We start from the raw sequence: 18198 nt of genomic DNA on the forward strand, positions 1-18198 counted from the left end.
TGCTCAGGGTTCCAGCGGCGAAGCCATCCACCGGCCGAGACGACGAGATCGCATGACGCCGAGACGACCGTACCTTATCCGCGCGCTCTATGAGTGGATCACCGACAATGGCCTGACGCCGTACCTGCTGGTCGATACCGGTGTGGAGGGCATCGAGGCGCCGCTTGAATACGCTGACAAGGGCAAGCTCGTGCTCAACGTGGCGCCACGGGCGGTGCGGGCGCTGGAGCTCGGTAACGACTGGGTCAGCTTCAACGCGCGCTTCGGCGGGGCGCCGAGGGATGTGTTCCTGCCCGTCGCTGCGATCATCGCCATCTACGCGCGCGAGAACGGCCAGGGAATGCTCTTCGGCAGTGAGGACGGCGGGGACGAGCCGCCGCCCTCCGGCCCGGATGATGGCGGCGACGGCGATTCCGGCGGTGGCGACAAGAAGCCGCGGCTGCGCGTCGTCAAATAGCGCGCCCCCACGAACGCCGGCGTCCCAGCCGGCGTTCGTGCATCACGGCACTTGCTATTGTGATGGAAGGCCGCGAACGTCGAGGCATGGAGGAGGCCATGATCGAGGTCCATCACGGCGATATCACCCGCCTGGAAGTCGATGCCATCGTCAATGCTGCCAACCGCCGTCTTGCCGGCGGTGGCGGTGTGGACGGGGCGATTCATCGCGCCGCCGGCCCGGAGCTGCACGAGGCCTGCCGTGAGCTCGGCGGCTGCGAGACCGGCGACGCCAAGATTACCCCCGGATTTCGCCTGCCGGCGCATTACATCATCCACACGGTGGGGCCGGTGTGGTCCGGGGGGGATCACGGCGAGGATGAGCTGCTCCGTAGCTGCTATCGCCGCAGCCTGGAGGTGGCGCACGAGCATGGGGTCAAGAGCGTCGCCTTTCCCGCCATCAGTACCGGGGTCTATGGGTTTCCCCCGGAGCGGGCCGTCGACATTGCGGTTGACGAAATGCGGCGCAGGGAAGGCGACTTCGACCGGCTTGTCGCGTGCTGTTTTTCCGAGGCGGATGCGCAGCTCTACCGCCAGCGTCTCGGCAGCGACGGGTGAGTGCCGGGGCGCGTCGCCGCGCCCCGGACAAGGTCACTTCGGCGCGAACAGGTATTGGTCGATGAGGTCGCAGAGGCAGTGGATCGTCAGCAGGTGTACCTCCTGGATGCGGGCGGTGACCGTTGCCGGCACGCGGATCTCCAGGTCGTCGCTGCCCAGTGTGCGCGCGATTTCCCCGCCGTCGCGGCCTGTGAGGGCGACGCTGCGTACCCCGCGTTCCCGCGCTGCCTGGATCGCGGCGACCACGTTATCGCTGTTGCCGCTGGTACTGATCGCCAGAAGCACGTCGTCGGGTTGTCCGAGGGCGCGGACCTGGCGCGCGAAGATTTCCCGGTAGCTGTAATCGTTGGCCACCGACGTCAGCGTGGAGCTGTCCGTGGTCAGTGCAATCGCCGGCAGTCCCGGGCGCTCCATCTCGAAACGATTGAGCAGCTCGGAGGAGAAGTGCTGAGCGTCAGCGGCCGACCCGCCATTGCCACAGGAGAGCACCTTGTGCTCGGCCTGCAGGGCGCGGGCCATCAGCTCGGCAGCCTGCAGAATGACCGGGGTCAGACGGTCCATCGCCATCTGCTTGGTCTGGATGCTCTCGTGGAAGTGTCGGGTTATACGCTCGTGGGGATCCATCAGGGTTCGTACTCCAGGGGCGTTGGTCACTCGTCGGCCCGGAAGGCGTCGCGCAGCCACGCGATATCGCCACGGCCATCAATGGTAACGACATCGAAGCGGCAGGGGCGTTCGTGTGCCCCGTGCCGGTGCAGGTAGTAGCGGGCGGCGCGTACCAGCCGCCGGCGCTTGCTTGCGGTAACGCTTTCGGCAGCGGCGCCATAGTCGTCGCGGCTGCGCTTGCGGACTTCCACGAAGACCAGGCAATCCGCATCCGTCATGATCAGGTCCAGCTCACCGCCACGGCAGTGAATATTGCGGTCCAGGCACCGCAGGCCGGCAGCCTCGAGGTGGCGTTGTGCGAGATCCTCGGCGCGGGCGCCGAGCAGGCGGGCGCGGCGCTGCCTCATGGTTGCCGGGGTGGCGTCGTTTCCGGCGTCTGCGGGGAGGCCTCATCGTTCATGGCCGGTTGACGTTCGCTGACTTGTAGCGGCTTCAGGCCGTCACCCGTGACGGTCACGACCATGGGCGTTCGGTGCACCACACCGTCACTGCCGAGGGTCAGTCGGCCCGTTGCACCGCGAATCGCACGGCCTGGCGCCAGTGCCAGGGTGCCCACTCGCTGGATCAGACGTCCGGCGTCCACGCCCAATGCCACGAGCTCGGGCATGTTGCGCGCGCTCTCCGGCCACCGGGCCATGGCGGTCTGCTGAAGCTCGGCGAGAGCCGTGTCATCCACTGCCGAGTCCATGAGCCACGGCAGCTCCACGAGGCGAAGTGCCTCCAGGTCCTGCCGCGCGGCGTCGTCCGCCGGCTTCGGGTAAGCGTGGGAGGTCGCGTAGACGGGCAGGTCGAGTCCGTGGTGGAAGCGCACCTGCGGCACGATCAGGCGGGCCTCGCGCGGAAAGGCAGCGATGAATAGCGCCTGCATGTCCGCTCGTCGGCTTGGTTCGAATTGCAGATCGCGGTTGAGTACCCGCCGCAGCTCACGGTAGCGGCGTTCGCTGACGTCCAGGTTGAACAGCCGCCGCAGGGTGTCGCTGTAATCGGCGCCGTCGCCGTCGTAGCGCGCCGTCTCCAGGATGCCGCCACCGACCGCGGAGAATGCCTGCTGGTAGGCATTGGCGACACGGTCGCCCCATGCGCCTTGCGGGGCGAGAAGCACGGCACGCTCTATGCCGGCATTCCAGGCCGCTTCCGCCGCGGTGCGTGCGTCGTCTTCCGGCGAAAGGCCGAATTGATAGGCATTCGCCGTCGTGCCTTGCGTGGCCACCGTGTTGAGTGCCAACAGCAAGCGCTCGCCCGCGTGTTGTGCCAGCACGGCGCGCACGGCGTCCTTCGTCAGCGGCCCGACGACCGCGCTACCCGATGGTGCCCGTCGGTACGCGGCCGTCGCGCCGGCTGCCGTGCCCTGGGTGTCCAGGATTTCCAGCGCCGGTCGTTTATTGGCGGGCAATGCGTAAAGACTGGTGAGAAAGCCATCGCGTATGGCGCGGCCGACATCGCCGAGATCGCCCGAGAGAGGCAGTAGCAGGGTGACGTTCTCGGGGGCGCTGAGGCGTTCACCGAGTTTTGCCATCAGCTCGTCGATGAACGCGTGGGCCGGGTGATCTGGGTAGCGCCTGCGCCACGCCGCGACCGCGGATTCCACGGCGTTGCGGTCGGCGCTGTTTCCGCGTACTGCCCACGCGAGCTCGAGCCATGCGCCGAAGCGATCCGGGCGGACGGCGGGCACCTGTCCGCGCAATGTCTCCTGGGGAACGCGCTGCAATGCCGCCCACACGCCCTCCGATACCGCTGTGTCGCGGCCCCGCCTGCCAATGAGCGTGCTGCGCTGCACGCGATGGCGTGCCGCCTGCAAGGCTTGCCCCGCGTCCAGCTCCGCTGCGGCGAGTGTCTCGAGCCATGCTGCGGCGACCGGCGCCGGCAGCGCTTCGGGAACCGGGCTCAGCGTCTCGATGATCTTCGGCGGTGGCAGGCTCTCGTCGAGTCGCACCTCCAGCAGTGTCGCCATCGCCTGAGTGTCACGCGCCTGCGAGAGTCCCTCGCTGCGGCGGGCCGCTGCCAGCAGACCCCGGGATCGGCTCCCGCGGCCAGCGTCGAGGTAGAGCAGAGCGGCACGGAGGCGATAGCGATCCGCAGTGGCACTGTCGTCCGCCGTGCGTGCAGCGCGCTCGAAGCGCTGCGCCGCCGCTTCACTGCGGCCGGCGGCGGCGAGTTCCTCCGCTTCCTGCGCCGGTGTGGACTGAGCGGGCGACGGCGCTGGAGAAGGCGTAGTGGCGCATCCGCCTAGAGTGAGAACGAACAGGATCAATGGAAGGCAAAGCCTGCTCGGCTGGATCGGGGCCATCGGCGGTCGTCCTAGGGTTTTTCAAAGTCCCGGGCGTGCCGCGCCCGGGGCCATGGTCGTGAAAGCAAGGGCGGTGCTCGCACAGTCGAGCCCCCAATCGGTAGACTGCCCGGGCGGCGCAGCCGCAGTCGGTCAACGAGTATCCGTACGGTGGAAACAGCGTGTCAAATTCCCGTGGAACCCTTTATGTGGTGGCGACGCCCATCGGGCATCTGGACGATCTCAGCCGCCGTGCTGCCGAGACGCTGGCGCAGGTGGCGTGGGTCGCCGCGGAGGATACCCGTCACAGTGGCCGGCTGCTTGCCCATCTGGGCGTGCGTACGCCCATGATCAGCCTCCACGAGCACAACGAGGCCGAGCGCGTGGCGCGGGTGGCGGCGGTGCTCGACGCCGGTGAGGATGTGGCGCTGATCAGCGACGCCGGTACGCCGCTGATCAGCGATCCCGGCTACGTCCTGGTGCGCTCGTTGCGGGAGCGGGGCGTCACCGTTAGCCCGGTTCCCGGCCCCAGCAGTATTGTCGCGGCGTTGTCGGTCGCCGGGCTACCCACCGATCGGTTCGTCTACGAGGGATTCCTGCCGGCGAAGGCGGCGCAGCGGCGCCGACGGCTGGAGGCGCTGGCCGGCGAGCCGCGTACCCTCGTGGTGCTGGAGTCGTCACACCGTATCGAGGCCGCGCTGCGGGACATGGTCACGGTGTGGGGCGCGCAGCGCGAGGTCTGTCTGGCGCGCGAGCTCACCAAGCGCTTCGAGACGGTGCGCCTGGCGTCCGTGGGCGAGCTGGCGGAATGGCTCGCCGGTGATCCCGACCAGCGTCGCGGCGAGTTCGTGCTCATCGTCCACGGGGCACCGGCGAAACCGCCTGAGCCCGTGGTCGATGCCGACGCGCTGCTCGCGGCACTCGCCGCCGAAATGCCGCCGCGTCGGGCGGCGAAGCTCGTGGCGAGACTTACCGGAGTGGGTGCGAACGAGCTCTACGACCGGATTACCCGCGACTGAGCGGTTGTTGCGACCCGGACGCGGCGGGCGCTGTCGGCGTGGCTTTGTTATCATGTGCGTTCGGGAAGTCGGCCGGACGGTCGCGGCACCCACGCGGGTGCGGAGGAAAGTCCGGGCTCCACAGGGCAGGGTGCCAGGTAACGCCTGGGCGGCGTGAGCCGACGGAAAGTGCCACAGAGAACAGACCGCCGATGGCCTCTGCATGCAGGGGCACAGGTAAGGGTGAAAAGGTGCGGTAAGAGCGCACCGCGCGGGTGGCAACACTCCGCGGCACGGTAAACCCCACCCGGAGCAAGACCAAATAGGGGAGCGTTCGTGTTGCCCGCGCGGCTCCCGGGTAGGTCGCTAGAGGTGTGCGGTGACGCGCATCCCAGAGGAATGGCCGTCCTCGACAGAACCCGGCTTACAGGCCGGCTTCCCGTTCTTCCCTCCTTGATCCGCGATACCCGCCCTCCATTCGAGTCGGGCCTGCTGCCTGCTCCAGGTGCGAGGTGCCCGGTGCCCGGGAATAGGCAACGGGTTTCAGCATCTTCGCCACGGCAGTTCGCGTTCCGTTGCGGAAAACCGCCATAGCGCCATGTTTCCGGTGGAGTTTTTGCCGGCCGTCGGAAACTTAGTCCGCTACCTTCGTTCGGTCCACCTAAGTTCCTGAGTGAGAGGGAAAAACTGCGCTCGCTTCGCTTGACGCCATGTGGGGCCCCTCCTATAGTGTGTAGCGAAGTGGGGGAAAGTGGTGGGAAATGGAGTTCCAAAGCCGAAATGGGGTAGTGAGTGTTCCGCGGTGTCACGCACATCAATCTCGACTCGAAAGGCCGGATCGCCTTTCCCAGTCGCTATCGGGACCGACTGCAGTCCCTGTGCGAAGGGCACCTTGTGGTGACGGTGGACCGCGATCACTGCCTGCTGGTCTATCCGCTTCCGGAATGGGAAGCGATCGAACAGAAACTCGTTAAGCTGCCCAGCCTCAATCGCACGGCCCGGCGCCTGCAGCGGTTGCTGATCGGGCACGCTACCGAGTGTCAGCTCGACGGCAACGGCAGAATCCTCGTGCCGCCACCGTTACGCGAATTCGCCGGCTTGGAGAAAAAGACCGTGCTCATCGGTCAGGGCAACAAATTCGAGTTGTGGGATGAGGCGGCGTGGTTCGAACGTCGCGATGAATGGCTTGCCGAGGCCTCCGAAGAGGAGGAGCTGCCCGAAGAGCTCGAGGCACTGTCGCTATGACGGCGGCACAGCACAATTCCGGCGACCATCGGCCGGTACTGCTGGATGCCGCCGTGGAAGCGCTGGCGGTGCGTGCCGACGGCCGTTACGTGGATGCCACCTATGGCCGCGGCGGGCACAGTGCGGCGATCGTCGAGCGTCTGGGGGCCGATGGCGGTCTCTGGGCGATCGACCGCGATCCCGAGGCCATCGCCACGGCGCGCGCGCGTCTCGGCGAAGATCCGCGCTGCCGTATCCGTCACGCGTCGTTCGGCCATCTGGAAGCGCTCGCGCGCGCGGAAGGCCTGGTCGGTCGTGTGGACGGGCTGTTGATGGATCTCGGCGTGTCCTCGCCGCAACTCGATGATCCCGAGCGAGGCTTTAGCTTCATGCGCGATGGCCCGCTGGACATGCGCATGGATACGACCTCGGGGCCCACGGCACGCGAGTGGCTGGAGCGCACGACACCCGAGACGATTGCCCGGGTGCTGCGTGACTACGGCGAGGAGCGCTTTGCCCGCCGTATCGCCGGCGCCATCGCCGAAGCCCGGGCGGCCGGCCGTCTGCCGCGCCGTACCGGTGAGTTCGCTGAGCTCGTGGCCAATGCCGTGCCCCGCCGGGAGCGCCACAAGCACCCGGCCACACGCACGTTCCAGGCGCTGCGTATTGCCGTGAACGGCGAGCTCGAGGCATTGGAGGCCGCCCTCGCAGCGGTGCGGGCGCTCCTCGCGCCACACGGGCGACTGGTGGTGATCAGCTTCCACTCCCTGGAGGACAGGCTGGTCAAGCGTTTCATTCGTGATGCCAGTCGTGTCGGCACATTGCCACCAGGCGTACCGGAGCCGCCGCCGGAGCGTCGGCCCTGGTTGCGCCAGATAGGCAAGGCCGTGCGGGCCGAAGACACCGAAGTCAGCGACAACCGGCGTTCGCGCAGCGCCGTCATGCGGTGCGCGGAGCGGCTGGAGTGAGTGTGCAGCACTGGCTCGTGGCGGCGCTGACGGTGGCAGTGACCGCGAGTGCGGTGGCGGTGGTGACCACCAAGCATTACAGCCGCCGGGCGTTCGTCGAGCTGCAGCAACTGCAGCGCGAACGTGATCGATTGGATGTCGAGTGGGGGCGCCTGCGCATCGAGCAGGGAGCCGTTGCCACCCACGGACGCGTCGAGACCATCGCTCGACGGGAGCTGGAAATGCGCATGCCCGGACGTGACGACGTGATCATCGTACGCCGCGGCGGCGACAGTGGGGGAAGCACCAGGTGAATAGCCAACGCCCGGACAACGCGGAGACTTCAGCGCCGCGCTGGCGACGCCTGTTCGTGCTCGGTGCATTCGCTGTGCTGGCGTTCACGCTGGCGGCGCGGGCCGTGGAGATTCAGCTGGTCGAGCGCGACTTCCTGGAAGGGCAGGGCCAGGCGCGCCATCTGCGGGTCAATGCCATTCCCGCGCACCGGGGCATGATCACCGACCGCTTCGGTGAGCCGCTCGCCATCAGCTCGCCGGTGGACTCGGTGTGGGCGGACCCCGGCGAGTTGCTCGGCGCGGCCGGACGGGTTCCCGAGCTCACCGAGCTGCTGGGGCTCGACGCCGAGCGCGTGCGGGCGATGCTGGAATCGCGTCGCGACAAGGAATTCGTCTACATCAAGCGCCATGTCACCCCCGCCACCGGTGACCGGGTCATGGCGTTGCGCCTGCCCGGCGTCTCGCTGAAGCGTGAGTATCGCCGCTTCTATCCCACCGGCGAGGTCGCCGGCCACGTCCTCGGCTTTACCGATATCGACGACCGCGGCCAGGAAGGTCTGGAACGGGCGTACAACGGCTGGCTTAGCGGCAACCCGGGCGCCAAGCGGGTGGTGCGTGATCGCCTCGGTCGCGTGATCGAGGACGTGGAGTTGTTGCGTGAGCCGGAGCCGGGGCGCGATCTGACGCTCAGCCTGGACCGACGCCTGCAGTACATCGCCTACCGCGAGCTCAAGGCCGCGGTGGCTCGCCACGACGCCGTCAACGGTGCCGCCGTCGTGCTGGATGCGCGCAATGGTGAGGTGCTCGCCATGGCCAACCAGCCCGGTTTCAATCCCAACGATCGCAGTCAGCTCGACAGCCGGCGCTACCGCAACCGCGCGGTGGCCGATGTCATCGAGCCCGGGTCGACGATCAAGCCGTTCACGATCGCCGCGGCGCTGGAGTCGGGTCGTTTCGAGCCCACAACGCCGGTGAATGCCGGTCCCGGCTGGATGATGGTGGGCGGCAACACGGTTCAGGACGTGCACAACTACGGCGATATCGATGTCGCCACGGTGCTGCAGAAATCGAGCAACGTCGGTATTACGCGGATCGCGCTGTCACTCGAGCGCGGCGATGTCTGGAGGATGGTGGACGCCGCCGGATTCGGCCAGTCCACCGGCAGCGGTTTTCAGGGCGAAGAGGCGGGTATGCTTGCGGTGACGCCGCCACGCAGCCGTTTCCAGCGCGCGACGCTGGCGTTCGGCTACGGTCTCGCCGCCACGCCGTTGCAGGTTGCGCATGCCTATACCGCGCTCGGCAACGGCGGCGTGCTGCCGCCGGTGACTTTCCTTCGCGGCGGCGACAAGGGCGAGGGGCGGCGTATCATGAGTACGAAGACGGCCGGGGACGTTCTCCGGATGATGGAGCGGGTCGTCTCCGACGAGGGTACCGCGGAGCGTGCGGCCATCGCCGGCTACCGCGTGGCCGGCAAGACCGGCACCTCGAAAAAGGCCGTGGCCGGCGGCTATGCGGATGACCGCTATGTGGCCCTGTTCGCGGGCATCGTACCCGCGAGTGACCCGCGTTTCGTGTGCGTGGTGATGATCAATGAGCCCCGTCGCGACGACTACTACGGTGGCCAGGTGGCCGCGCCGGTCTTCCGTGAAGTCATGAGCCAGGCGTTGCGGCTTTATAATGTGCCCCCCGACGGGCAGACGAGCCCGGCAGCGCCGTTGATGATGGCGGATCGGGGGCGGCCATGACGGTGGTGGCACGCCCACGCCTGGATGACCTGCTGCGGCCCTGGGGCGTGTCCGCACCGGCCGTCGAAGTGGCGGCGCTCGCGCTGGACAGCCGGCAGGTGAGCCCTGGCGGACTTTTCCTCGCCGTCGCCGGCACGTGCGGCCATGGGCTGGAATATCTGGACGATGCCCTGGCGCGGGGTGCGGCAGCAGTGGTGTGGGAACCGGCCGAGGCCACACCGGCAGTGGATGTCGAAGCGCGCTGCCGTGCCACCGGTGCCGTGGCCGTCGCAATGCCTCGCCTCGCCCGGTGTGTTGGTGAGGTTGCCGCCCGGTTCTTCGGTGAGCCGGGCGAAAGGTTGCGGCTGGTCGGGGTCACCGGTACTGACGGCAAGACATCGACCACCCAGTTCATCGCCCGTGCCCTCGATACCGACGTCAGTCCCTGGGCCGTGGTGGGCACCATTGGTTGGGGCCGACCGGGTGCGCTGGCACCGGCTACCCATACGACGCCGGATGCGGTGAGCCTGCAGCGTCAGCTTGCTGCGCTGGTGGACGCAGGCGTCTCGGGGGCCGTGCTGGAGGTGTCGTCCCATGCCCTCGATCAGCAGCGAACCGGCGGGCTCGGATTCGACGTCGCCGTGCTTACCAATCTCAGCCGCGATCATCTCGATTATCACGGCACCGACGAAGCCTACGCGGCGGCCAAGGCGAAGCTGTTCCGGGAGCCTCCACCGGCGGTGGCGGTGCTCAATATGGACGACCCATTCGGCCGCCGCTTGGCGGCCGAGCCGCAATCGCCGGTGGTCGGCTATTCCGTGGCGGGTGATCGTCGGGCCCGGGTATGCGCGAGCGCAATAGAGACCACCCCTGCGGGGCTGACGCTTTCGTTCACCGTGGACGAGCAGGCACTGACACTGGCGCTGCCGTTGTTCGGCCGTTTCAATGCGGCGAACGTGCTCGCGACTGCCGCAACGTTGCTCGCATTCGGCTTCACCGCAACGGAGATGGAGACGGCGTTGCGGCGCCTGCATCCGGTGCCGGGGCGTATGGAGGCCCTCGGGGGCGGTGCGCGTCCCACGGTCGTGGTGGATTACGCGCATACGCCGGCGGCACTCGCCGCCGCGCTGGAGGCCGTGCGCGAGCACTTTCCCGGGCGGTTGTGGTGTGTCTGTGGCTGCGGCGGTGATCGGGATCGCGGCAAGCGTCCGCTGATGGCGGAGGCGGCCGCGCGCCTAGCCGATGAAGTGGTTTTCACCAGCGACAATCCCCGCAGCGAATCGCCCGGGGCCATTCTCGAGGACATGCGCGCCGGTTTGCCGGCCGGACGGTCGGCAACGCTCCTTGTCGATCGCGCCGAGGCCATTGCACATGCTGTCGGCGGCGCCGGTGCCGGAGACGCGGTGCTGATCGCCGGTAAGGGCCATGAGGACTATCAGATCGTCGGCGATCGCCGACTCGCGTTCAGTGATCGCGCAGTGGTCGAGACGGCCCTCGAGGCCGGGGAGGCGGGCTGATGGACCCGGTGACACTGACAGACCTGGCGCGCGCGCTCGACGAGGGGCGAATCCGCGGCGATGGTGTGACCGTTACCGGGGCGGCAATCGATTCCCGGCGTGTCCGCTCGGGTGAGCTCTTCGTCGCACTTGCCGGCGAGCGTGTCGACGGTCACGACTTCGTGGCCGCGGCACGGACGGCGGGCGCCTCGGCCGCGCTCGTGGCCCGTGAGGTCGCCGATGCGTTGCCCCAATGGGTCGTCCCGGACCCGGCGACGACACTAGCCCGGCTCGGCGCCTGGGTGCGCGCTGGCGTTCCGGCGACCGTCATCGGCGTGACCGGTTCCAATGGCAAAACCACGGTGAAGGAAATGCTGGCGGCCATTCTCGGCACGGGTGCCGAGACGCTGGCTACCGAGGGCAACCTGAACAATTTCCTCGGCGTGCCGCTCACGTTGTGCCGGCTGCACCGGGGGCAGCGTTTCGCCGTGATCGAGATGGGCGCCAATGCCCCGGGGGAGATCGCCGGTCTGGCAGAGCTGGCCGGCCCGACTATCGGCATCGTGACCAACGCCGGACCCGCACATCTGTCGGGGTTCGGCAACATCGAGGGTGTGGCGCGCGCAAAAGGCGAAATGTTCCGCGGTTTGCCCCCTGACGGGGTTGCGGTGATCAACGCCGACGACGATCATGCGCCGCTTTGGCGGGAACTCGCGGGAACGCGCCGCATCGTGACTTTTGGCACCGCCGAGTCGGCGGATGTCCGGGTCCTTCCGGATCATGGCGAACGCATGCGTCTTGCACTGCCTGGCGGAGACGAAGTCTCCGCCGAGCTGGCGCTGCCCGGGGCGCACAACCGTATGAACGCTGCAGCGGCTGCCGCGGCATCGCTCGCCGCCGGCGCCCCGCCGGCCTGGATTGAACGCGGGCTGGAGACTGTGGGCGGCGTCGCCGGGCGCCTCGCGCGCCGGCGTCTTGCCGGTGGCATCGAGCTGATCGATGACAGCTACAACGCCAATCCGGCGTCCGTGCGCGCGGCGGTGGATCTGCTGGCCGCCGGTGGCGGCGAGTGCTGGCTCGTGCTTGGGGACATGGGCGAGCTGGGCGAGGCCGCGGCATCGCTGCACGCGCAGACCGGCACTTACGCGCACAAGGCCGGCATCGCACGGCTTTTCACCTGCGGTGAGATGGCACGGACGGCGGCCGAGGCGTTCGGTGAAGGCGCCACCCATTGCCCCGGGTTGGAGGCGCTCGTGGCCGCCCTTCGCCGGGATCTCCGGCCGGGGGTTCGTGTGCTGGTCAAGGGTTCCCGCTCCGCGGCGATGGACCGAGTGGTCGCCGCGCTCACCGAAGGCGACGACCAAGGGGTAGGGGGCTGAACGATGCTACTGGCGCTGGCGAGCTGGCTCGAATCATTCTACAGCGGATTCAATGTCTTCCAGTACCTGACATTCCGCGCGATTCTGGGCACGCTCACCGCTTTGGGGATCGCCTTGCTGGTCGGGCCGGGCCTGATTCGGCGTCTGGTTCGCTATCAGATCGGTCAGTACGTCCGCGACGACGGTCCGCAAACACATCTCTCCAAGGCGGGCACGCCGACCATGGGCGGTGCGCTGATTCTGGTAGGCGTGGCCGTCGCCACCGTGCTCTGGAGCGATCTTACCAACCGTTTCGTCTGGACAGTGCTGCTCGTGACTCTGGCCTTCGGTGTCATCGGTGGCATCGATGACTGGCTCAAGCTCACGCGGGCCAACAGCAAGGGCCTGTCGGCGCGAGCGAAGTACCTGTCACAGTCCGTCGTGGGCTTCGTGGCCGCGATCGTGCTGTTCGCCAGCGCCCAACTGCCCATCGAGACCTCGCTCATAGTGCCGTTCTTCAAGACCGTTGCGGTGCCTCTGGGCTGGGTGTTCGTGCCGCTGACCTACTGTGTGATCGTCGGTGCCTCCAATGCCGTGAATCTCACCGACGGTCTCGACGGTCTCGCCATCATGCCCACCGTGCTCGTGGGGGGCGCGCTCGGGGTGTTCGCATACGCGACCGGGCATAGCAACTTCGCCGACTACCTGGGCATCCCCTACGTGCCCGGTGTCGGCGAGATCGTCGTATTCTGCGGCGCGCTGGTCGGCGCCGGCCTCGGCTTCCTGTGGTTCAACACTTACCCGGCTCAGGTGTTCATGGGCGATGTCGGGGCCCTGGCGCTGGGTGCGGCGCTCGGCGTGATCGCCGTGGTCGTCCGCCAGGAGTTGGTGCTTTTCATCATGGGCGGTGTCTTCGTCGTGGAGACGGTGTCGGTCATGCTCCAGGTCGCCTCGTTCAAGCTCACTGGCCGGCGCATTTTCCGCATGGCACCGCTGCATCACCACTTCGAGCTCAAAGGGTGGCCGGAGCCGCGCGTGATCGTGCGGTTCTGGATCATCACGGTGGTCCTCGTGCTCGTGGGTTTGGCGACGTTGAAGCTGCGTTGATGGTGGATATGGACGACATGGGGCCAGATCGGCGCGCCTATACCGCCATCGTCGGACTCGGCGAGAGCGGTTACGCTTGCGCCCGCCACCTGGTCGATCGGGGGCAGAGCGTGGCGGTCACCGACAGCCGCGAGGCGCCGCCACGTGCCGCCGCGTTGACCGCCTCCGCCCCTGGCGTTGCCCAACACCTCGGCGCTATCGATGGCGCGTTGCTCGCCGGCGCCGCGGAAGTGGTGCTCAGTCCCGGGGTCGACCCGCGGCATCCGGCCATCGAGGCGGCATGCACCGCGGGCGTGCCCGTGATTGGTGAGATCGAGCTCTTCGCGCGGGCCGTGGATGCGCCGGTTGTGGCGATTACCGGCTCGAACGGCAAGAGCACGGTTACCACCCTGGTCGGGGAGATGGCGCAGGCGGCGGGCGTCGAGGCAGCGGTCGGCGGCAACCTCGGTCCGGCAGCTGTGTCGTTGCTCGCACGCAAGCCCCGGGCGCAGCTCTATGTGCTCGAGCTCTCGAGCTTCCAGCTGGAGACGGTGTCCACCCTGGCGCCGGCAGCGTCGGTGGTATTGAACGTCAGTGCCGATCACCTGGATCGTTATCCCGACCTGGCGGGCTACGCGGCGGCCAAGGCGAAGGTCTACGACCGCTCGGCAGTGGCGGTGGTCAACCGCGACGACCCGGCCGTGGCGGCGATGGCGCGGGCATCGGAGCGAGTCATCGGTTTCACCCTCGCCGCGCCGAATTCCGGCGAATGGGGGGTGCGTGACGGTGCTTTCGTCCGTGGTGGCGAGCGCCTCTGTGACCTGAACACCTGGCGCATGCCGGGAACGCACAACCGTGCCAACGCGCTGGCAGCGCTGGCGCTCGGCGATGCAGTGGGCCTGCCCTGGTCGGCCATGATTGCGGCCCTTGGGGCCTTCCGGGGGTTGCCACACCGAATGGAGCTGGTCGGTGAGGTCGCCGGACGGTGGTTCTACAACGACTCCAAGGGCACGAACGTTGGCGCGGCGGAAGCCGCTGTCGCCGGACTGGCTGCGCCGGTGGTACTGATTGCCGGCGGTCAGGCCAAGGGCCAGGATTTCGCCCCGCTCGCCGCGGCGCTCGCCGGCCGCGCGCGCGGCGTAGTGCTTCTGGGCGAAGACGCCCACGCGATCGCTGCTGCGCTCACCGGTGTGTGTCCCCTTGAGCAGGTACCGGACATGGCCACTGCGGTGCGTGCAGCATTCGCCATGAGTCGGTCGGGGGATGCCGTGCTCTTGAGCCCGGCGTGCGCCAGCTTCGACATGTTCCCGGGGTATGCGGCGCGTGGCGATGCGTTCCGTGAGTGCGTGGAGGGACTCGGCCATGACTGAGGCAGTCGCTCCGCAGCCGGTCCTTCCGGCCGCGCATCAGGCGCAGGCGCCCCTGCTCGACTGGGTCATGCTGGCCCTTGTCGCCGCGATCCTGCTCATGGGGCTCGTGATGGTCGCGTCGGCGTCCGTGGCGATGGCCGAGCGTCAGACCGGTGAGGCGCTCTACCTTTTCTGGCGCCAGCTCGCCTATGCGGGGCTCGGTGTGACGCTTGCCACAGCCGTCGTAGCGCTGATCCCCGTGCGGACGGTACAGCTTGCCGGACCGTCGCTGCTTGCCTGTGGCCTGCTGCTGTTGGTGCTCGTGCTGTTGCCCGGAGTGGGGCACGAGGTCAATGGCAGCGTCCGCTGGTTGCCGCTGGTGGTGTTCAATCTGCAGGTCTCCGAGGCGGCGAAGCTGTGCGTGTTCATTTATCTCGCCGGTTATCTCGTGCGCCGTCACCAGGCGTTGCAGACCACGGCCAAGGGCTTCCTGCTGCCGGTGGGCGTACTCGCACTCACGGCGGCCCTGCTGCTCGCCGAGCCCGATTTCGGCGCCGCCGCCGTGATCATCGCCACCGGCATGACCATGCTTTTCCTCGCCGGGGCACCGCTCGGCTGGTTGCTCGCCTGCTTGACCTGCGGCGCGGGCACGGCGGCGGCTCTGGTGGTGACATCGCCGTACCGCTGGGAACGCCTCACCGCTTTCCTCAACCCCTGGGCAGACCCGTTCGACAGCGGCTTCCAGCTCACCCAGGCATTGATCGCCGTGGGGCGCGGCGGCTGGTTCGGCGTTGGCCTGGGCAATAGCGTGCAGAAGCTCTTTTACCTGCCGGAAGCGCACACCGATTTCCTGTTCTCGGTACTGGCCGAAGAGCTCGGCGTCGCCGGAGTGCTGGCCGTGCTTTCACTCTATGGCCTGCTCGTATGGCGGATCTTCCGCGCCGGCATGGCGAGCCACGCGGCGGGGCGCAGGTTCGGTGCGTACTTGTGCTGGGGAGTCGGCTTCTGGCTGGGCCTGCAGGCGTTCATCAACATGGGCGTGAATCTGGGGTTGCTGCCCACCAAGGGGCTCACGCTGCCGTTGATGAGCTATGGCGGGAGCTCGCTGGTGATGTCGCTGATCGCGTTGGCGCTGGTGCTGCGGGTCGATCGGGAGCGTCGCCTGATCGCCGCCGCCACACGGCGGGAGCGCGCCGAGGAGGAGGCAGCATGAGTCAGGCACCCGTGCTGATTCTCGCCGGCGGAACCGGCGGCCACGTTTTCCCGGCCCTGGCGGTCGCCGAACGTCTGCGCGAGGTGGGTGTTCCGGTGTTGTGGATGGGGACCGCCCGCGGCCTCGAGGCGCGAGTGGTCCCGGCCGCCGGCATCGAGCTGCGTGCCTTGCAGGTGCGGGGGCTCCGCGGCAAGGGGCGGCTCGGCTGGCTGCTGGCGCCGTGGATGCTTGCCCGTGCGCTCGCACAGGCGCTCGCCGTGGTGCACCGCTGCCGGCCTCGGGTAGTGCTCGGCATGGGCGGCTACGTTAGCGGTCCCGGTGGTCTTGCCGCATGGCTGCTTCGCCGGCCGCTGGTGATCCATGAGCAGAACGCTGTGCCCGGCATGACCAACCGTTGGCTCGCCCGCCTGGCCCGGCGGGTGCTGACGGGGTTCGACAGGCCGTTCCCCGGCGCGCCGGCGGCGCGTTTCGTCGGCAACCCGGTGCGTCGCGCGGTCTGCGATCTGTCGCCGCCGGAGCAGCGTATGACCGGGCGTGACGATGGTCCGCTGCGGGTGCTGGTGCTCGGGGGCAGTCTTGGCGCGAAAACCCTCAACCGGGCGGTACCGGCGGCGCTCGCCGAGCTGCCCGAGACGCAGCGGCCGCTCGTGCGGCATCAGGCTGGTGAGCGCACGCTGGCGCTGGCGCGTCAGGGTTATGCCGATGCAGGCGTCGAGGCAGAGGTCGGCGCCTTCATCGATGACATGGCCGAAGCCTACGGCTGGGCGGATCTCGTCATCTGCCGCGCCGGTGCGCTCACCGTCGCCGAAATCGCGGCGGCCGGTGTTGCGGCGGTGTTCGTTCCTTTCCCCTATGCAGTCGACGATCACCAGGCCGCGAACGCGCGTTTTCTGGTGGAAGCCGGTGCGGCGCGGATGATTCGCGAGTCGGAGCTCGATGGCGGCGCCCTCGGGCGCACGTTGGCGGAGCTGGTCGCCGAGCGTGGCCGGTTGGTGGACATGGCGCGGCGGGCGCGGCAGCGCGGCCGGCCGCAGGCGGCAGCCTCCGTGATGGAAAGCTGCCTGGAGGTGGCACGATGAACGATACGCCGGGCATGCACTGGGATCACAGCACTCCGGGGGCCATGGGCCGCGTGCGGCGGCTGCATTTCGTCGGTGTCGGCGGTTCCGGCATGGGCGGTATCGCCGAGGTTCTGCTCAATCTCGGTTATACGGTTACCGGGTCGGACTTGCGCGACAACGCCGTTACGCGGCGGCTGCGGGAGCTCGGCGCGACCATCGAGCTCGGCCACGACGAAGCCCACGTGAGCCACGCCGATGCGGTGGTTACCAGCAGCGCTGTGGGCGAGGACAATCCGGAGGTGCAGGCTGCGCGCAAGCGTCGTCTGCCGGTCGTCCCCCGCGCAGAGATGCTCGCCGAGCTCATGCGGTTCCGCTACGGCGTGGCGGTAGCGGGTACCCATGGCAAGACCACGACCACGAGCCTGGTGGCGAGCGTGCTCGCCGAGGGCGGGCTCGACCCGACGTTCGTCATCGGTGGCCGCCTCAACAGCGCGGCGAGCCATGCGCGTCTGGGGGCCGGCCGTTACCTCGTCGCCGAGGCCGACGAGAGCGATGCCTCGTTTCTCTACCTGAAGCCGATGATCGCGGCGGTCACCAATATCGACGCCGATCACCTCGGCACCTACGAGGGCGATTTCCAGCGACTGCGGGGCACGTTCCTGGAGTTTCTCCACCATTTGCCGTTCTATGGTCTCGCGGTGCTCTGCGTCGACGATCCCGAGGTCCGGGCGCTGGTCCCGGAGGTCACCCGGCCCGTGCGGACCTATGGTTTCTCGGCGGGCGCGGACGTGCGCGGCACGCAGGTGGAGCAGGACGGGCACCGCACGCGTTTCCAGGTCGTCATAGACGATGCGCCGGCGTTCCCCGTGGAGGTCAACCTGCCCGGGCGTCACAACGCCCAGAACGCGCTCGCCGCCATCACCATCGCCCACGAGCTCGGTATCCCGCGGGACGACATCGCGGCGGCGCTCGGACAGTTCCAGGGCATCGGCCGCCGCTTCCAGGTCTACGGCGAGCTGACGCTGCCCCGCGGTCCGGTGCTGCTGGTCGATGACTATGCCCACCATCCACGGGAGATCGCGGCGGTGATGCAGGCCGTGCGCGAGGGGTGGCCGGATCGCCGTCTGGTGGTGGCGTTCCAGCCTCACCGTTTCAGTCGCACACGCGATCTTTTCGACGATTTCGCGCGCACGCTCTCCGAGGCCGATGCGCTGCTGGTCACGGAGGTGTATGGCGCCGGCGAGTCGCCGATCTCCGGTGCGGACGGCCGAAGCCTCTGTCGCGCGATTCGCGCGCGTGGTCAGGTGAATCCCGTGTTCGCGGCGAGCCTGGACGAGCTTGCGGAATTGCTCCCCGACATCGCCGAGCCGGGGGACCTGGTCATTACATTGGGTGCAGGCAGCATCGGCAATGCCGCGCCCGCGCTGGTCGCGAATCACGGCCGGGAGGGCGGGGAGTGAGCGG

17 protein-coding genes and 1 other RNA gene are annotated in these 18198 nt (G+C 68.3%); 15 read left to right on the plus strand and 3 right to left on the minus strand.

What is annotated here, in order from left to right; translation table 11 throughout:
• Positions 1 to 52 precede the first annotated feature (52 nt).
• Positions 53 to 457 carry a ClpXP protease specificity-enhancing factor gene (locus ACPEES_RS16510; RefSeq protein WP_435104673.1) on the plus strand — a complete coding sequence of 135 codons (405 nt, stop codon included), beginning with the start codon at positions 53 to 55 and terminating at the stop codon, positions 455 to 457.
• A 98-nt stretch (positions 458 to 555) separates the two neighbouring features.
• Entirely contained in the window at positions 556 to 1053 is a 498-nt protein-coding gene (locus tag ACPEES_RS16515) for an O-acetyl-ADP-ribose deacetylase (RefSeq protein WP_435104674.1), read from the plus strand.
• Between the two features lie 33 nt (positions 1054 to 1086).
• On the opposite strand, the gene ACPEES_RS16520 is transcribed toward ACPEES_RS16515, so the two are convergent.
• From ACPEES_RS16520 to ACPEES_RS16530, 3 genes are read right to left on the minus strand one after another with little or no spacing between them, the layout of a single operon-like run.
• Complete coding sequence (locus ACPEES_RS16520; protein ID WP_435104675.1) at positions 1087 to 1677, minus strand: phosphoheptose isomerase; 591 nt, start codon at positions 1675 to 1677, stop codon at positions 1087 to 1089.
• A 26-nt stretch (positions 1678 to 1703) separates the two neighbouring features.
• Positions 1704 to 2066 (minus strand): YraN family protein, encoded by a 363-nt coding sequence (locus ACPEES_RS16525; RefSeq protein WP_435104676.1) that lies wholly within the window; start codon positions 2064 to 2066, stop codon positions 1704 to 1706.
• Positions 2063 to 4006: a penicillin-binding protein activator gene (locus ACPEES_RS16530; protein WP_435104677.1), complete on the minus strand. Its 1944-nt coding sequence runs from the start codon at positions 4004 to 4006 to the stop codon at positions 2063 to 2065. The genes ACPEES_RS16525 and ACPEES_RS16530 overlap by 4 nt, the downstream gene beginning before the upstream one ends.
• A 161-nt stretch (positions 4007 to 4167) precedes the next feature.
• On the opposite strand from ACPEES_RS16530, the gene rsmI reads away from it, so the two are divergent.
• The 13 genes from rsmI (at position 4168) to murC (ending at position 18194) form a co-directional block, all read left to right on the plus strand.
• Entirely contained in the window at positions 4168 to 5004 is an 837-nt protein-coding gene (rsmI, locus tag ACPEES_RS16535; protein ID WP_435104678.1) for a 16S rRNA (cytidine(1402)-2'-O)-methyltransferase, read from the plus strand.
• Between the two features lie 64 nt (positions 5005 to 5068).
• Positions 5069 to 5426, plus strand: an RNA gene (gene rnpB / locus ACPEES_RS16540) — RNase P RNA component class A.
• Between the two features lie 349 nt (positions 5427 to 5775).
• Positions 5776 to 6228, plus strand: a complete 453-nt coding sequence (gene mraZ / locus ACPEES_RS16545) for a division/cell wall cluster transcriptional repressor MraZ (protein WP_435104679.1) — start codon at positions 5776 to 5778, stop codon at positions 6226 to 6228.
• Complete coding sequence (rsmH, locus tag ACPEES_RS16550; protein ID WP_435104680.1) at positions 6225 to 7175, plus strand: 16S rRNA (cytosine(1402)-N(4))-methyltransferase RsmH; 951 nt, start codon at positions 6225 to 6227, stop codon at positions 7173 to 7175. The genes mraZ and rsmH overlap by 4 nt, the downstream gene beginning before the upstream one ends.
• A complete protein-coding gene (gene ftsL, locus ACPEES_RS16555) occupies positions 7172 to 7468 on the plus strand; it encodes a cell division protein FtsL (protein WP_435104681.1) in 297 nt (98 codons plus the stop codon). The genes rsmH and ftsL overlap by 4 nt, the downstream gene beginning before the upstream one ends.
• Positions 7465 to 9192 (plus strand): peptidoglycan D,D-transpeptidase FtsI family protein, encoded by a 1728-nt coding sequence (locus tag ACPEES_RS16560; RefSeq protein WP_435104682.1) that lies wholly within the window; start codon positions 7465 to 7467, stop codon positions 9190 to 9192. The genes ftsL and ACPEES_RS16560 overlap by 4 nt, the downstream gene beginning before the upstream one ends.
• Complete coding sequence (locus tag ACPEES_RS16565) at positions 9189 to 10688, plus strand: UDP-N-acetylmuramoyl-L-alanyl-D-glutamate--2,6-diaminopimelate ligase (RefSeq protein WP_435104683.1); 1500 nt, start codon at positions 9189 to 9191, stop codon at positions 10686 to 10688. Before ACPEES_RS16560 ends, ACPEES_RS16565 begins: the two co-directional genes overlap by 4 nt.
• Positions 10688 to 12046, plus strand: a complete 1359-nt coding sequence (locus ACPEES_RS16570; RefSeq protein WP_435104684.1) for a UDP-N-acetylmuramoyl-tripeptide--D-alanyl-D-alanine ligase — start codon at positions 10688 to 10690, stop codon at positions 12044 to 12046. The genes ACPEES_RS16565 and ACPEES_RS16570 overlap by 1 nt, the downstream gene beginning before the upstream one ends.
• Before the next feature lie 3 nt (positions 12047 to 12049).
• Positions 12050 to 13132 carry a phospho-N-acetylmuramoyl-pentapeptide-transferase gene (gene mraY / locus ACPEES_RS16575; protein WP_435104685.1) on the plus strand — a complete coding sequence of 361 codons (1083 nt, stop codon included), beginning with the start codon at positions 12050 to 12052 and terminating at the stop codon, positions 13130 to 13132.
• 17 nt (positions 13133 to 13149) lie between these two features.
• Entirely contained in the window at positions 13150 to 14481 is a 1332-nt protein-coding gene (murD, locus tag ACPEES_RS16580; protein ID WP_435104686.1) for a UDP-N-acetylmuramoyl-L-alanine--D-glutamate ligase, read from the plus strand.
• Positions 14482 to 14548: 67 nt separating this feature from the next.
• Complete coding sequence (gene ftsW, locus ACPEES_RS16585) at positions 14549 to 15673, plus strand: putative lipid II flippase FtsW (protein ID WP_435104701.1); 1125 nt, start codon at positions 14549 to 14551, stop codon at positions 15671 to 15673.
• A complete protein-coding gene (gene murG / locus ACPEES_RS16590) occupies positions 15670 to 16752 on the plus strand; it encodes an undecaprenyldiphospho-muramoylpentapeptide beta-N-acetylglucosaminyltransferase (protein ID WP_435104687.1) in 1083 nt (360 codons plus the stop codon). The genes ftsW and murG overlap by 4 nt, the downstream gene beginning before the upstream one ends.
• Complete coding sequence (murC, locus tag ACPEES_RS16595; RefSeq protein WP_435104688.1) at positions 16749 to 18194, plus strand: UDP-N-acetylmuramate--L-alanine ligase; 1446 nt, start codon at positions 16749 to 16751, stop codon at positions 18192 to 18194. Before murG ends, murC begins: the two co-directional genes overlap by 4 nt.
• Positions 18195 to 18198: the final 4 nt, after the last annotated feature.

This window comes from Arhodomonas sp. AD133 (assembly GCF_051195215.1).
GTDB lineage: Bacteria > Pseudomonadota > Gammaproteobacteria > Nitrococcales > Nitrococcaceae > Arhodomonas.

What these genes read in the sequence shown, in the direction of transcription:
- murD (WP_435104686.1), top strand. Translation starts at nt 13,150, where the DNA reads ATGGGGCCAGATCGGCGCGCCTATACCGCCATCGTCGGACTCGGCGAG.
- ACPEES_RS16525 (WP_435104676.1), bottom strand. Translation starts at nt 2,066, where the DNA reads ATGAGGCAGCGCCGCGCCCGCCTGCTCGGCGCCCGCGCCGAGGATCTC.
- ACPEES_RS16530 (WP_435104677.1), bottom strand. Translation starts at nt 4,006, where the DNA reads ATGGCCCCGATCCAGCCGAGCAGGCTTTGCCTTCCATTGATCCTGTTC.
- ACPEES_RS16515 (WP_435104674.1), top strand. Translation starts at nt 556, where the DNA reads ATGATCGAGGTCCATCACGGCGATATCACCCGCCTGGAAGTCGATGCC.
- ACPEES_RS16510 (WP_435104673.1), top strand. Translation starts at nt 53, where the DNA reads ATGACGCCGAGACGACCGTACCTTATCCGCGCGCTCTATGAGTGGATC.
- murC (WP_435104688.1), top strand. Translation starts at nt 16,749, where the DNA reads ATGAACGATACGCCGGGCATGCACTGGGATCACAGCACTCCGGGGGCC.
- ACPEES_RS16520 (WP_435104675.1), bottom strand. Translation starts at nt 1,677, where the DNA reads ATGGATCCCCACGAGCGTATAACCCGACACTTCCACGAGAGCATCCAG.
- murG (WP_435104687.1), top strand. Translation starts at nt 15,670, where the DNA reads ATGAGTCAGGCACCCGTGCTGATTCTCGCCGGCGGAACCGGCGGCCAC.
- ACPEES_RS16565 (WP_435104683.1), top strand. Translation starts at nt 9,189, where the DNA reads ATGACGGTGGTGGCACGCCCACGCCTGGATGACCTGCTGCGGCCCTGG.
- ftsW (WP_435104701.1), top strand. Translation starts at nt 14,549, where the DNA reads ATGCTGGCCCTTGTCGCCGCGATCCTGCTCATGGGGCTCGTGATGGTC.
- rsmH (WP_435104680.1), top strand. Translation starts at nt 6,225, where the DNA reads ATGACGGCGGCACAGCACAATTCCGGCGACCATCGGCCGGTACTGCTG.
- ACPEES_RS16570 (WP_435104684.1), top strand. Translation starts at nt 10,688, where the DNA reads ATGGACCCGGTGACACTGACAGACCTGGCGCGCGCGCTCGACGAGGGG.
- mraY (WP_435104685.1), top strand. Translation starts at nt 12,050, where the DNA reads ATGCTACTGGCGCTGGCGAGCTGGCTCGAATCATTCTACAGCGGATTC.